This window comes from Variovorax sp. GW458-11-26-14-LB1 (assembly GCF_059423965.1).
On sequence record NZ_JBWKYW010000005.1, the window covers coordinates 17981 to 30500 of the forward strand.

The following is a 12520-nucleotide window of genomic DNA, read 5'->3' on the forward strand; positions in this document are numbered from 1 at the left end:
CCAGTGCGGCGCCGTGTCAGCGCCGCACGGGCGCCAGCAGCACCACCAGCGCCCCGGCCCCACCTTCGGCCGGCTTGGCCTGCACGAAGGCGATCACCTCGTTCTTCTGGATCAGCCAGCGCTGCGTCTTGGTCTTGAGCACCGGCTGCTTGCCGGGCGAGCCCAGGCCCTTGCCGTGCACCACACGCACGCAGCGCAGCCCCTGCTTGTGGGCGTTGCGGATGAAGCCACCCAGCGCCTCGCGCGCCTCGTCGCTGCGCAGGCCGTGCAGGTCGACCTGCCCCTGGATCGCCCAGTCGCCCTTGCGCAGCCGTGCCGTGATGTCGGTGCCGATGCCGGGGCGGCGAAAGCTCATGGCGTCGTCGACGTCGAGCAGCGTGGTCACGTCGAACTCGTCGGAGAGCGACTCGCGCAGCACGCGCTGCTCGTCGAGCTGGTGCTGAAACGGAATGGGCGCGGGCGGCTCGGGCGCGAGCGCCACGGCGGCCTTGCGGCGCAGCGGTTCGGTGGCACCGATGGCGCGCGTGAACAGGTCTTTCTCGGCGGCACGCTTGCGCTCGGCCGCGGCGCGCGCGGCAGCCTCGGCGGCCTCGCGCTCGCGGGTTTCGGCGAGCACGCGTTGCACCTGCTTGAGGTCGGCCAGGTTCTTCAGGGCCGGGGGACGCGAAGAAGACGACGCCATCAGAGCAGCCCCCGTTCCGCCATCGAGAAGCTCTGGCCCGGGCTCACGATCACGTGGTCGAGCACACGCACGTCGACCAGCGCCAGCGCGGCGCGCAGCGTCTGCGTGAGCGATTCGTCGGCGCGCGAGGGCTCGATGCTGCCGCTGGGGTGGTTGTGGGCCAGCACCACGGCCGCGGCCTGGTGGTGCAGGGCGCGGGTGACGACCTCGCGCGGGTAGACGCTGGTCTGCGTGAGCGTGCCGCGAAACAGCTCCTCGAGCGTGAGCAGGCGGTGCTGCACGTCGAGGAACAACACCGCGAACACCTCGTGCGGGCGCGAGCCGATGTGCATCTGCAGGTACTGCTTGACCGCCTCGGGCGAGTCGAACACCGTGCGCTCCTTCAGGCGCTCGCCCATGGCGCGGCGCGCCAGTTCGAGCACCGCCGTGAGTTCGGAGCGCTTGGCGCTGCCGCCCATGCCCTTGACTGCCTTGAGGTCATCGGGCGCCGTGTGCAGCAGCCCCGACAGCCCGCCGAAGCGCTCGAGCAGTTGCTGGGCCAGCTGGAGCACGTTCTTGCCGGCCACGCCGGTGCGCAGCAGCAGCGCCAGCAGCTCGGCGTCGGCCAGCGCGGCGGCGCCCCGTGCGATGAGCTTTTCGCGCGGCCGGGCGTCGAGAGGGAGATCCTTGAATGCCATGAAACCCTGCTGAAACCTGGGCCGGGGCGAGGTGTTGCCCCGATCCTTAAAATGAGGGCCAGTTTATCGGGACACCTCCCTCGTCTTTGCCCACCTTCGCTGCACCCATGTCCCAAGTTGTGACTTCCGGCTCCTTCCTGACCCTGCACTACCGGCTGGCCGGTCCGGCGGGCGACATCATCAACACCTTCGCCGACAAGCCCGCCACGCTGTCGCTGGGCACCGGCGAGCTCTCGCCGGCCATGGAGCAGCGCCTGATGGGCATGGAAGAGGGCGCGCACGCCACTTTCGAGCTGCCCGCCGGCGAGGCCTTCGGCGAACGCAACCCCGACATGCAGCAATGGGTGGCGCGCAAGCTGCTGGCCCAGATGGGCGACCCCGACGAGCAGTACGCCGTCGGCGACGTGGTGCAGTTCCCCACGCCCGACGGCTCGGGCAGCTACGCGGGCGCGGTCGTCGAGTCGAACGAGACCGGCGTGCGCTTCGATTTCAACCACCCGCTCGCGGGGCAACCGGTCACCTTCGAAGTGAAGCTGATCGGCGTGCTATGAACCCGAACATCGAAGAAGTCCTGTTGGCCGAGCCGCGCGGCTTCTGCGCCGGCGTGGACCGCGCCATCGAGATCGTCGAGCGCGCCCTCGCCAAGTTCGGCGCGCCGATCTACGTGCGCCACGAGATCGTGCACAACACCTACGTGGTGAACGAGCTCAAGGCCAAGGGCGCGATCTTCATCGAGGAGCTCTCCGACGTGCCGCCCGGCTCCACGCTGGTGTTCAGCGCACACGGCGTGAGCAAGGCCGTGGAGCAGGAGGCGCGCGACCGCGGCTTCTCGATCTTCGACGCCACCTGCCCGCTCGTGACCAAGGTGCACGTCGAGGTGGCCAAGCTCGCGAAAGAGGGCTACGAATTCATCATGATCGGCCACAAGGGCCACCCCGAGGTCGAAGGCACGATGGGGCAGCTGTCCAGCGGCATCCACCTCGTGGAAGACGTGGCCGACGTGGCCAATGCGTCGCCCCTGCAGACCGAGAAGCTTGCCGTGGTCACGCAGACCACGCTCAGCGTGGACGACGCCGCCGAGATCGCCGCCGCCGTGCGCGCGCGCTTCCCGAACGTGCGCGAGCCCAAGCAGCAGGACATCTGCTACGCCACCCAGAACCGCCAGGACGCGGTGAAGATCATGAGCCCGCAGGTCGACCTCGTGATCGTGGTCGGCAGCCCCACCAGCTCCAACAGCAACCGCCTGCGCGAGCTGGCGCAGCGCCTGGGCACCGAGAGCTACATGGTCGATTCGGCCGACGAGCTCAAACCCGAATGGTTCGAGGGCAAGTCGCGCATCGGCCTCACCGCCGGCGCCTCGGCGCCCGAGGTGCTGGTGCACGAGGTGATCGAGCGCGTGCGCGCCTTCGGCGCCGTGTCGGTGCGCAAGATGGACGGCATCGAGGAAACCATCAAGTTCCCGCTTCCCAAGGGCCTCAAGCTCGACGACATCCCGCCCCCTGGGCACATCTCCTGAACATCATGACAAACACCGATTGGCGCTCCGACATCGAGAGCGCCTCCCGCAGGCTGGGCGAACGCGCCGGCCATTTCCTGCGTGAAACGCCGCTGTGGAAGCTGCCGGCCGCCGCCCTGGGCGTGGCCGCGCCGGGCGCCGAAATCTGGCTCAAGCTGGAGCACATGCAGGTCAGCGGCAGCTTCAAGGCCCGCGGCATGATGAACCGCCTGCTGGCCAACGACATCCCCGCCGCGGGTGTGATCGTCGCCTCGGGCGGCAACGCCGGCATTGCCACGGCCGCGGCCGCCAAGGCGCTGGGCGTGCCCTGCCAGGTGTTCCTGCCGGGCGTGTCGCCCGAAGCCAAGCGCGCGCGCCTGCGGGCGCTGGGCGCCGAAGTGGTCGTGGTCGGCGAGCTGTACCCCGACGCGCTGGCCGCCTGCCTGGCGCGCCAGAAGGAAACGGGCGCCTTGCTCACCCACGCCTACGACCAACCCGAAGTGGTGGCCGGCGCCGGCACGCTCGGCCGCGAGATCGAGGCGCAGGGCGGCCTGCCCGACGCCGTGCTGGTGAGCGTGGGCGGCGGCGGCCTGATCGGCGGCCTCGCCGGCTGGTTCGAGCAGCGCGCCCGCGTGGTGGCGCTCGAGCCCGAAAAAGCCCCGACGCTGTTCCGCGCCCGCGAGGCCGGCGAGCCGGTCGACGTGGACGTCGGCGGCATCGCGGCCGATTCGCTCGGCGCGCGCCGCATCGGCGCCATCGCCTGGGAGATCACGCAGCAGCAGGTGCGCGACGCGCTGCTGCTGTCCGACGACGCCATCCGCGCCGCCCAGCAGTGGCTCTGGAAGGAACTGAAGCTCGCCGTGGAACCGGCCGCCGCGCTGCCGCTGGCCGCGCTGCAGACCGGCGCCTACGTGCCGCGCGAGGGCGAGAAGGTGTGCCTGATCATCTGCGGGGCGAACGTCGATCCGGCCACGGTCGCCTGAGTGGTCTGAGGCGTGCGAGCGGGGAGGGCGGGCGCGGGCCGGGCGCCCACCTAAAATCTCCCCATGCTTGACATCACCCTGCTCCGCAAAGACCTGGCCTCCGCTGTGGCCGGCCTCGAAAAACGCAAGAAGAACCAGCCCTACCTCGACGTCTCGGCGTTCACCGCGCTCGAGGCCGAGCGCAAGACGCTGCAGACCCGCACCGAGGAAATCCAGGCGCGCCGCAACACGCTGAACAAGCAGATCGGCCCGCTCAAGGCCAAGGGCGAGTCGGTCGACGCGCTCATGGCCGAGGTCAACGCGCTCAAGGCCGAGCAGGAATCGCAGTCCAAGCGCCTCGAAGAAATCCAGCCCGAGCTGCACGCACTGCTGCTCGCCGTGCCCAACCTGCCGCACGCCAGCGTGCCGCTCGGTGAAGACGAAGCCGGCAACGTCGAGATGCGCCGCTGGGCCCCGAAGGGCGGCGCCGGCGCCAACGCCACGCCGCTGGCCTTCGCGCCCAAGGACCACGTCGACCTCGGCGCACCGCTGGGGCTCGACTTCGAGATGGGCGCCAAGCTCTCGGGCTCGCGCTTCACCGTCATGAAGGGCCCGATCGCCCGCCTGCACCGCGCGTTGGCCCAGTTCATGGTCGACCTGCAGACCGAACAGCATGGCTACACCGAGTGCTACGTGCCCTACGTGGTCAATGCGGCCACGCTCAGCGGCACCGGCCAGCTGCCCAAGTTCGAAGGCGACCTGTTCGCCGCGAAGAAGGGCGGCCAGGACGGTGAGCCCGCGCCCGACCATTCGGCGCTGTACCTCATTCCGACCAGCGAAGTGCCGCTGACCAACTTCGTGCGCGACGAGGTCGTGCCCGAGGCGCAGCTGCCCATCAAGCTCACGGCCCACACGCCGTGCTTCCGCTCGGAAGCCGGCAGCGCCGGGCGCGACACGCGCGGCATGATCCGCCAGCACCAGTTCGACAAGGTCGAGATGGTGCAGATCGTGCACCCCGAGAAGAGCTACGACGCGCTGGAGCAGATGACCGGTCACGCCGAAGCCGTGCTGCAGGCGCTGGAGCTGCCGTACCGCGTGGTGCTGCTGTGCACCGGCGACATGGGTTTCGGTTCCACCAAGACCTATGACCTCGAGGTGTGGCTGCCCGCGCAGAACACGTACCGCGAGATCAGCTCGGTGTCGAACTGCGAAGCCTTCCAGGCGCGCCGCCTGCAGGCTCGTTTCAAGAACGCCCAGGGCAAGAACGAGCTGGTGCACACCCTCAACGGCTCCGGCCTGGCCGTGGGCCGCGCGCTGGTCGCCGTGCTGGAAAACCACCAGAACGAAGACGGCTCGATCAACGTGCCGGCGGCGTTGCGTCCGTACCTCGGCGGCCTCGAAGTTTTGCGCGGTTGAAGCGCAGGGCGTCAAAAGTCAGATTTTTCTGGCTATAATCTGAGGCTCGACAGCACCGGAGAGGTGGCAGAGTGGTCGAATGTACCTGACTCGAAATCAGGCGTACTAGCGATAGTACCGAGGGTTCGAATCCCTCCCTCTCCTCCAGTAAGTCAATAAACAAGCGCCTTTCGGGGCGTTTTTTTATTTCTTACACCATCGTTCCTACCAATTCGAATCACGGTTGGTTTGAGCTTGAAAGGCATCGCCTTCGACTCCTGAGGGGGCGGTCTTGCCTCTGTTTCCTATTGCGAAGCAGCGCGCCACCGGCGCCGATACATCCACTTCAGACTGGCTGTAGTCGTTTGCATTTACCCGGGGGTCTCAGATGCCCAGGTTCGATATGCGGTCATTCGGTAGACCGTCGTCAATGCCGAACAGCAGACATTCAACATGCGCGCTCAACTGGCGGCGAAGCCGTTGGCTGGAAGAATTGATTGCACAACGCGGACGGACGACTCCACGGGAGTGATGCCGGCTCTTCGTAGGCTTTCATAACCCCTCTAAAACTAGACTGACTTCTTCGGCAGCGATGACCACACTGACGTCCCATGCTCCCTCCCGCAACTTGCGGGAGGGAGCATTCTCCAGGACGAGTTTCCGTTACCAACTGTGTCAGAATCATCCGAGAGAGCGGCAGGAGTACGGATGGTTGCAGTTGTTGAAATCGACCTAGGCGCCCTCGGCGTCCATTTTCCACGCGGCGAGGTGGCCTTGGTGGTCGCACAGCCGTTCGTGGACATTGAGGTGGACTTCATCCACGAGGAGCCCTTTACCTGGACTGAACAGTCCAAGGCGCGGGCTCTTGAGTGTATCGACGCCACCCTGGCTTTGTCGTTGAAGGCTCCACAGGGGGTCGGAAAGACGCACTTCACAGTGTTCCCAGAGTGCATGCTGCCGGGGCTGGAAGGAGTGGACCGCGTCACGCAAACTATGCAAGCCGACGCTTGGCCTGCCGAAACGGTCGTTGTTGGCGGCGTTGACGGTCTGACACGAGCCCAGTTCGTCGAATTGGTACAGCGCCCCAACACCACCCATGATGCGGTGAACAATGGGCTGGACCTTATTACCGACGACCACTGGGTGAACTGCTCCGTCACATGGGCAAAGCTTCCCTCGGGCGAGGTGCGCAGTTGGGTGCAGCCGAAACTGTCGCCGGCCCGAATTGAGTTGGACGTCACGTACATGTCGATGTACCGAGGGCGCTCCATCTACGTGTTCAAAGGTCGGTACTCCAACGTCGCTGCCTGGTATCGATTCGCCACGCTTCTCTGCTTCGACTGGATTGCGAAGGCCGAGGAGAAGCGTGTTTGGGAGTGGTTGTTCGAGGGGCTGACTGAGGTCGCCGGGCCGGAAGGGGCGCAGATTCCGCTCACGTGGCTGTTCGTCGCACAGTGCAACGCCGCCCCCTCCCACGCTTCATTCATGGGTCAGGTGCCCGCATTCTTTGAGCAGGACAACTATCCGCAAGTGAATCGGGATGAGACTTGTCTGGTGATGGCGAACGTCGCCGGGAAGGCTGAACCAGGACGGGCAAATCGCTTCGGGCAGTCAGCCGTCATCGTCATGCCAAGCCGCTTCTCGGTGCCCGACTGCATGCCGACCTATTGCAATGGCGGACCACAGGGGCGTCCCGGGGCTCCGCTCGAGAACTTGCGCGACGCCCTGTTCAGGGAAAGTGGCGCTTGTATTCATTCGTTCCTCGTCACGCATCCGTCGTCGCTTCCAATCGGGTCTGCCGGACATCGGTTCCCCTTGCGCGAGGCGATGGTGCACCCGCTGGATGGCAAGTTTCGGCCTCGTACGCCGGGAGGCACCGTTCCCGCGGTAGTTAAGTGGGTGAACGACGAGCTCGACGACCCATCAATGTCGCTGGCTTCCACCCACGAACACGCCGCGCTTAGGGCGGTTGCCCGTGGCGCCCACGTGAAGACTGTCGATGAGCTTCGAAACCTTCAAGACAAGGGCCTCGACGCAACGGTCCGAATCGCTACGGCCCGAGCCGAGGACAAAAAGCCGAAGAAACGAAGCCCCGATGATTGGGATGCGGGTGAAGGGCTGGCCCTCAAGCATGTCCTGCACACCTTCTCGATTTTTGACGTGGCTCAGTACTCTTCGACCTTCCACGGACAGGGCGCGCACGCAACCGTCCTGACGGGCGAGTCCAGCATCGATGTCATCGCAATTCGAGGGCCGAGCCACGAGGACTGCGACAAACATGTTCTCGCGCGCCTGCCACACCATACGGGGCGTCTCCTTCTGGTGAGTCGAGATGAAGAGAATACGTCGTGGGATGCGCGATTCCAGCGCATCTACGACCAGGTCCCTGATGAGCCCTCGCCGGAGTCGAAGTTCACGGAACCGACGAGCGCCATCGTGCGCCTAGGCTACAGAGACGTGATGGACGCGTATCGCAGCGCGGCCAACGAAGCTGCGTTGAAGGAGGCACTCGATGCAAAGCTCTCCTGAAACGTTGGAACTGCTGACCGACATCCAGGCAACTTTAAGCGGGCTGCTCGAAGGAGTGACATTCACAGAGGAAGTGCTCAGTGAGGAGCGACTACCGGTCGTTCTCATGCAGCGCCCGCATGCAGTGACGGCCTTTGCGGTCGGAGACCAAGAGGACTACCGACCGCTCTACGAGGCCTTCAAGAAGCACTACCTGAAGCACCGCGCACAGTGGTCAGCGAAGGACCTCGCGTTCGTTTACTGCATCCCAGAAGGCGTTGAGGTATCCCCCGAGTTCTGCTCCCAAGTGGAAGTCGACGTGTACTTCTGCAGGAAGTACGCGGTCCGCTTAGACGGCACCATGGACGCGAGTCTGGCTAGGCTCCCGTTCCTTCCTCTGGCCCCTATCACCCCCGGGGTGCAGGTACGGCCACCGACGGCTCAGACGCTGCTGCGTCAGCGCAACCTCAAGGCGGAGCTCGCCACTGCACTCGTCCTTCCGCAGAAGAGCAGCGCGGCAACAATCCTTGCGGCCTGCTTGGCGAACAACTACGGTTCTCCTCACTCTCTGGAGACAACGGCTTCGGCACCATCGTCAGCCGTGTCCAAAGAGGACCGCATCCAAGCCACGCTGAAGTCGATTTCGATTCAGAACTTCCGCGCGTATCGCAAGAAGAAGGAGTTCGAACTCGGCTCCGCGGTGACGGTTCTATATGGCCCCAACGGATTCGGAAAAACGTCGTTCTTCGATGCCATCGACTTCGCCGTCACCGGCGGTATAGGCAGACTGAAGAAGGCGAGCTCCAGTCTGGCTCAGCTTGCGAAGCATCTTGATTGTGAGGACGACTCAACCGAGGTCGCATTGACGCTTGCGCGAGACGGCAAAGAGCACGTCATCACGCGCAATCTTGCGAACCCCAATCACGCCACGGTGGACGGAAAATCCCTCCAGCGCAAGGACGTTCTGAGCTTCATGACCGGCGGAGCGGCGCCGGATGCCGACCACGTGAATAGCATAGTCGACCTCTTCCGCGCGACGCACCTGTTCAGCCAAGAGGACCAAGAGCTGACCCGAGACGTAGCGTCGAAGAGCGAGCTATCACACGGGCTCGTTACGAAGATGCTCGCGTTCGAAGACTACGCACGTGGTCTCAAGAAGGCCGAGGACGTGCTCAAGCTAGCCACTCAAGAGCACGCAGACGCTGCGGCTGTAGTCAAAGCTTCTAAGGGCGCCATTGAGGAGGAGCGCGCCGAGCTTGAACGGCTGCAAGGATTGGCAGCGGCAGACACGTCGCCTGAGGTGCTGGACGCTCACTTCGCCGCGTTGGGGCAGGCGATTTCGTCTGCTGGCTTCGAACTTGCCGGAGTTGGCCTTCGCGACACGAGGGGCGTCAGGGCCGTGCTTGACGCGGCGGCGGCTCAATCGGTTGCTTGGCGGAACACTTTGACTCGCGCTGTCGACCTAGTCGCCACGCTCACGTCACTTCATCAGCAGCTCGAACCTCTACAAATCCAGCTGACCGGACGCCAGACGGGCCTTCAGCAGGCGCAAGCAGCGGAAACGACTGCGCTGGATCACCTCAACAGCCTCTCGACGCAACTCGCAGAACTCAAGTCTCAGGAGGGCGCGGCCCAGAACCGTCAGGAATGGCTCACCTGGGCGGTTTCCGTGCAACCTGAGTACGCACGGTTGAACGAGGAAGCCAATCAGCTCTCGGGCGGTCTAAGCGCGCTCGCTCCGCAGGCGACGCAACAGCGTGCTGTTCTCGAGCAAGCTCAAGCGACACAACGTCAAGCGGCCTTGACGGTCCAGACTTCTGAAGCCGCGCTCAAGTCGGCATCTGGCATGCGTGTGCGCGTTCAAGCGGTGAAGGAGGTCGCTGCACTTTGGGAGCAAGCCGCCCCGATGTACGCGGAGGTTCGGGATAGTGAAGCTCAGCTCCTGTCGTCAGTGGAAACTTTGCGGAGGCAGTTGGGCGAGAGCCATCTTGCCGTGCAAGCCCAAGAGCTCCGGTTGGCACACGCAGAGCGCGAGCTTGAGAATGCTAAGAGCAGCGACTCTAGGCTGAAGGTGCTCATCGCCGAGCTCCGCGGGCATGTGGATGGTCCGAGCTGTCAGCTGTGTGGCCATAACCATGGAACCACTGAAGCCTTGCTCTCGGCCATCGACCAACGCATGGAGCAAGGCGGCCGTGTGCTCCAGCTAAGTGAAGCGGTGGCGCAAGAACGCCGCACTCATCAGACGCTCGTCGCCCAGGAGTCGGCGCTCTTCGAGCAGGAGAGGCAGGGCAAGCAGAGTCTCGGACAAGCCCAAGCCCAGCGTGTTCTCTTCGAGCAGCAACACGCTACCTACGCAGCATCGCTGAACTCGGTGGGACTCTCGTTGACAGACGGGACGGTTGCCCAACTGCAGAGCCTGAGCGACCAAGTTCATGAGGGTGAGTTGCTGGCTGCTGCGGCCGTTGGTACTGCGCGGCAATACCTGGCCTCTGTGGAGACTGCAGTCGCCGACGCGCAAGCGGGACTCCAGGCAGTCCAGGAACTGCATCAGACAACCGATGAGGCGCTAACCGCAGCGAGAAACCGCTTGAGTGAATTGGTGACAGAGGCCAATCGAGGCTCGGTGACCCTTGTGAGTTCCTTGCAGGAGTTGACGAGCGCAAGGGACGCAGCCGAAGCCCAGCGATCCTCAACGAACGCAGCGGCGATTGGTGGTGAGGGGCTGGTGACGCATCAGAGGGCTGTGTACGCCGCCGCGAAGGCCACAACCGCAGCCGCTCGCACTTCCCATCAGCAGGCAAGCCAAGCCTGGACTTCGCATCAGACCCAGGTGCAGTCCATCTTTTCGGAACTTGCTGCTGCGAAGTTCTCCACTTCGGTGACGCAGGAGGAGCTGCGGCAATGGATGGATGTATCGACAACGCGCGAAGTTTCGGCGCTAGCCCTACGGGACCGAGTCGCCGAACTTGAGGTGGCCGTCGACACAGCAGCGACGTCCGCAGCGTTCCAGAGCATCCGTCAACGCATGCAGGACTACGAGCAACGAGTTCAAGAGGCGACGGCCCGCGCTCAAAGCGTCCAACCGTGGGTTGAGTATTTCACCGAAGTCACGAAGCTCCTCGGCGCGCAGCAGTCCTTCGCCACCGAACATTTCATCGAAGAGTACGGGCCTCGGACCGCCGTCATCCAGCAACGACTCCGCCCCGTCTACGGATTCGATGGGATTGAACTTACGAGCAAGGATAAAACCATCAGCATTAACGTCCAACGCAAGGACGAACGGCTCCGACCAGCGGACTACTTCAGCCAATCGCAGGTGCAGACGCTCATCTTGGGCTTGTTCCTCACAGCGTGCAGCTCGCAGACTTGGTCGGGGTTCTCATCCATCATGATGGACGACCCGGTCACCCACTTCGACGACCTCAACACCTATGCCCTGCTCGACCTGATTCTTGGTCTACAGAGTTCGTCGGAAGGGGAGCGTCAATTCGTCATCTCAACGTGCGATGAGAAGCTGCTGCAGCTCGCCCGGCACAAGTTCCGGCACCTCGGCTCCGCAGCGAAGTTCTATCGCTTCCAGGCCATCGGGGCAGACGGGCCAATGGTCTCGGAGCTCTCGGCATAGCCCGTTAACCCCGGCTTCGGTTGCAATTTGGCTGAGACTAGTCGCAACGGCTAGTCTTACTGGTGGGCGCCTACCCATAAAGCTGTCGTTGACGAATGGCCGGTTCGAAACAGGGTGCTGGGATCGCGCGGCAGGGAATGAACGACAGCAGCCGCTGCATATCGGATTTTCGCAGTCATTGCATGCGTGTACGGCACTGATTTTGACCAAGTCGGGGCATCTCATCCGGCCGAAAGCGCTGCGGTGCACCCTGGGCAGGTCGAGGCTGTCAACGTGAATCGTGGGAAGTCACCGTCGCGCCGATCGCCAGAAGATGCTTGATGTTCAGGCGCCTTTCTCCTTGGTCAGTCGGTCACTGCTTGTCCGGGTAACCGGCCTCACGAAGCACCGTGAGAAAGGCGCTCTCGTCCAGGGCGCTCTCGACGCGGACTTGACGCGAGGGCGGGTCGGTTTCGATGCGGGCTTGCGGATCAACGCTGCGTAGCGCTGCGGTGACGGACTTGGCGCAGCCGCCGCAGGTCATGTTGGGAATGTAGAAACGGAGCATCTGGATTTCCTGGTTGGTTGCTGTGAGTGGCTACTGTGGGTTTTGACAGCGTGGCAAGGTCAACGCTTTTCGGTGAATTTCTTGTCGCACGCGGGAGCGCCCCAAGAAGCGAGTGCGTCCGCGCTCAAGAAGGAGTCACCGTGGCCGCGCGATGGCGTGACGAGGCAGGCGTGTCGACCCCGAACCGCGGCGCGCGATGGGGTGCTTGTGCGCGTTGCTTCACCACCGTAGCGGCGGTAGGCTCGGCCAGATCCGCCAGGATCGGGCAGTCCGGACGGTCGTTGCCGTGGCAGTGGTCGGCCAGATGCCCGAGCGTTTGCGCCATCGCCTGCAGTTCAGCGATCTTTTCGTTCAAGCCGGCGACATGCGTGAGCGCCATCGCTTTGACATCGGCGCTTGCGCGGTCGCGGTCGTGCCACAAGACCAGCAGCTCCGAGATCTGTTCGACAGAAAAACCGAGGTCGCGTGCGCGGCGGATGAAGCGCAGGCTGTGCGCGTCCGCCGCGCTGTAGTTTCGATAGCCTGCGTCGGAGCGGCTGGCTTTCGGGATCAGGCCGATCTGCTCGTAGTAGCGAATCATCTTCGCCGAGACGCCGGAGAACGTGGCTGCTTGGCCGATGTTCATCATT

At 64.2% G+C, this 12520-nt stretch carries 9 protein-coding genes, 1 tRNA gene and 1 pseudogene; 7 read left to right on the top strand and 4 right to left on the bottom strand.

Going from position 1 to position 12520, the window contains the following annotated elements:
• Positions 1-16 precede the first annotated feature (16 nt).
• The gene (locus AC07YS_RS05075) at positions 17-682 is read right to left on the bottom strand and encodes a Smr/MutS family protein (RefSeq protein ID WP_070061513.1); all 666 of its coding nucleotides are present in this window, start codon (positions 680-682) and stop codon (positions 17-19) included.
• Positions 682-1359 (bottom strand): RadC family protein, encoded by a 678-nt coding sequence (gene radC, locus AC07YS_RS05080; protein ID WP_062469128.1) that lies wholly within the window; start codon positions 1357-1359, stop codon positions 682-684. The genes AC07YS_RS05075 and radC overlap by 1 nt, the downstream gene beginning before the upstream one ends.
• A gap of 107 nt (positions 1360-1466) precedes the next feature.
• Here radC and AC07YS_RS05085 point away from each other — a divergent pair, with 107 nt between their 5' ends.
• The 7 genes from AC07YS_RS05085 to AC07YS_RS05115 all read left to right on the top strand — a co-directional run bounded on the left by AC07YS_RS05085 (position 1467) and on the right by AC07YS_RS05115 (position 11344).
• Positions 1467-1910, top strand: coding sequence for an FKBP-type peptidyl-prolyl cis-trans isomerase (locus tag AC07YS_RS05085; protein WP_062469447.1), 444 nt, complete (start codon positions 1467-1469; stop codon positions 1908-1910).
• On the top strand, positions 1907-2875 hold the full coding sequence (ispH, locus tag AC07YS_RS05090; RefSeq protein WP_095743996.1) for a 4-hydroxy-3-methylbut-2-enyl diphosphate reductase: 969 nt from the start codon (positions 1907-1909) through the stop codon (positions 2873-2875). The genes AC07YS_RS05085 and ispH overlap by 4 nt, the downstream gene beginning before the upstream one ends.
• A gap of 5 nt (positions 2876-2880) precedes the next feature.
• Positions 2881-3837: a threonine/serine dehydratase gene (locus AC07YS_RS05095; protein WP_495267425.1), complete on the top strand. Its 957-nt coding sequence runs from the start codon at positions 2881-2883 to the stop codon at positions 3835-3837.
• A gap of 63 nt (positions 3838-3900) precedes the next feature.
• Positions 3901-5232 carry a serine--tRNA ligase gene (serS, locus tag AC07YS_RS05100; RefSeq protein WP_495267424.1) on the top strand — a complete coding sequence of 444 codons (1332 nt, stop codon included), beginning with the start codon at positions 3901-3903 and terminating at the stop codon, positions 5230-5232.
• A gap of 57 nt (positions 5233-5289) precedes the next feature.
• A tRNA-Ser gene (locus AC07YS_RS05105) sits at positions 5290-5379 on the top strand.
• Between the two features lie 540 nt (positions 5380-5919).
• Positions 5920-7740 (top strand): hypothetical protein, encoded by a 1821-nt coding sequence (locus AC07YS_RS05110; protein WP_495267423.1) that lies wholly within the window; start codon positions 5920-5922, stop codon positions 7738-7740.
• Entirely contained in the window at positions 7724-11344 is a 3621-nt protein-coding gene (locus AC07YS_RS05115; protein WP_495267422.1) for an AAA family ATPase, read from the top strand. Before AC07YS_RS05110 ends, AC07YS_RS05115 begins: the two co-directional genes overlap by 17 nt.
• Positions 11345-11696: 352 nt before the next feature.
• On the opposite strand, the gene AC07YS_RS05120 is transcribed toward AC07YS_RS05115, so the two are convergent.
• Complete coding sequence (locus tag AC07YS_RS05120; RefSeq protein ID WP_495267421.1) at positions 11697-11891, bottom strand: heavy-metal-associated domain-containing protein; 195 nt, start codon at positions 11889-11891, stop codon at positions 11697-11699.
• 244 nt (positions 11892-12135) lie between these two features.
• Positions 12136-12516, bottom strand: a pseudogene (gene cueR / locus AC07YS_RS05125) (Cu(I)-responsive transcriptional regulator); the annotation flags it as partial.
• Between the last annotated feature and the right edge of the window lie 4 nt (positions 12517-12520).

Bases quoted from the DNA above. Each gene is read 5' to 3' on its own strand.
- AC07YS_RS05075 (WP_070061513.1), bottom strand. From the start codon at position 682: ATGGCGTCGTCTTCTTCGCGTCCCCCGGCCCTGAAGAACCTGGCCGAC.
- radC (WP_062469128.1), bottom strand. From the start codon at position 1,359: ATGGCATTCAAGGATCTCCCTCTCGACGCCCGGCCGCGCGAAAAGCTC.
- AC07YS_RS05085 (WP_062469447.1), top strand. From the start codon at position 1,467: ATGTCCCAAGTTGTGACTTCCGGCTCCTTCCTGACCCTGCACTACCGG.
- ispH (WP_095743996.1), top strand. From the start codon at position 1,907: ATGAACCCGAACATCGAAGAAGTCCTGTTGGCCGAGCCGCGCGGCTTC.
- AC07YS_RS05095 (WP_495267425.1), top strand. From the start codon at position 2,881: ATGACAAACACCGATTGGCGCTCCGACATCGAGAGCGCCTCCCGCAGG.
- serS (WP_495267424.1), top strand. From the start codon at position 3,901: ATGCTTGACATCACCCTGCTCCGCAAAGACCTGGCCTCCGCTGTGGCC.
- AC07YS_RS05110 (WP_495267423.1), top strand. From the start codon at position 5,920: ATGGTTGCAGTTGTTGAAATCGACCTAGGCGCCCTCGGCGTCCATTTT.
- AC07YS_RS05115 (WP_495267422.1), top strand. From the start codon at position 7,724: ATGCAAAGCTCTCCTGAAACGTTGGAACTGCTGACCGACATCCAGGCA.
- AC07YS_RS05120 (WP_495267421.1), bottom strand. From the start codon at position 11,891: ATGCTCCGTTTCTACATTCCCAACATGACCTGCGGCGGCTGCGCCAAG.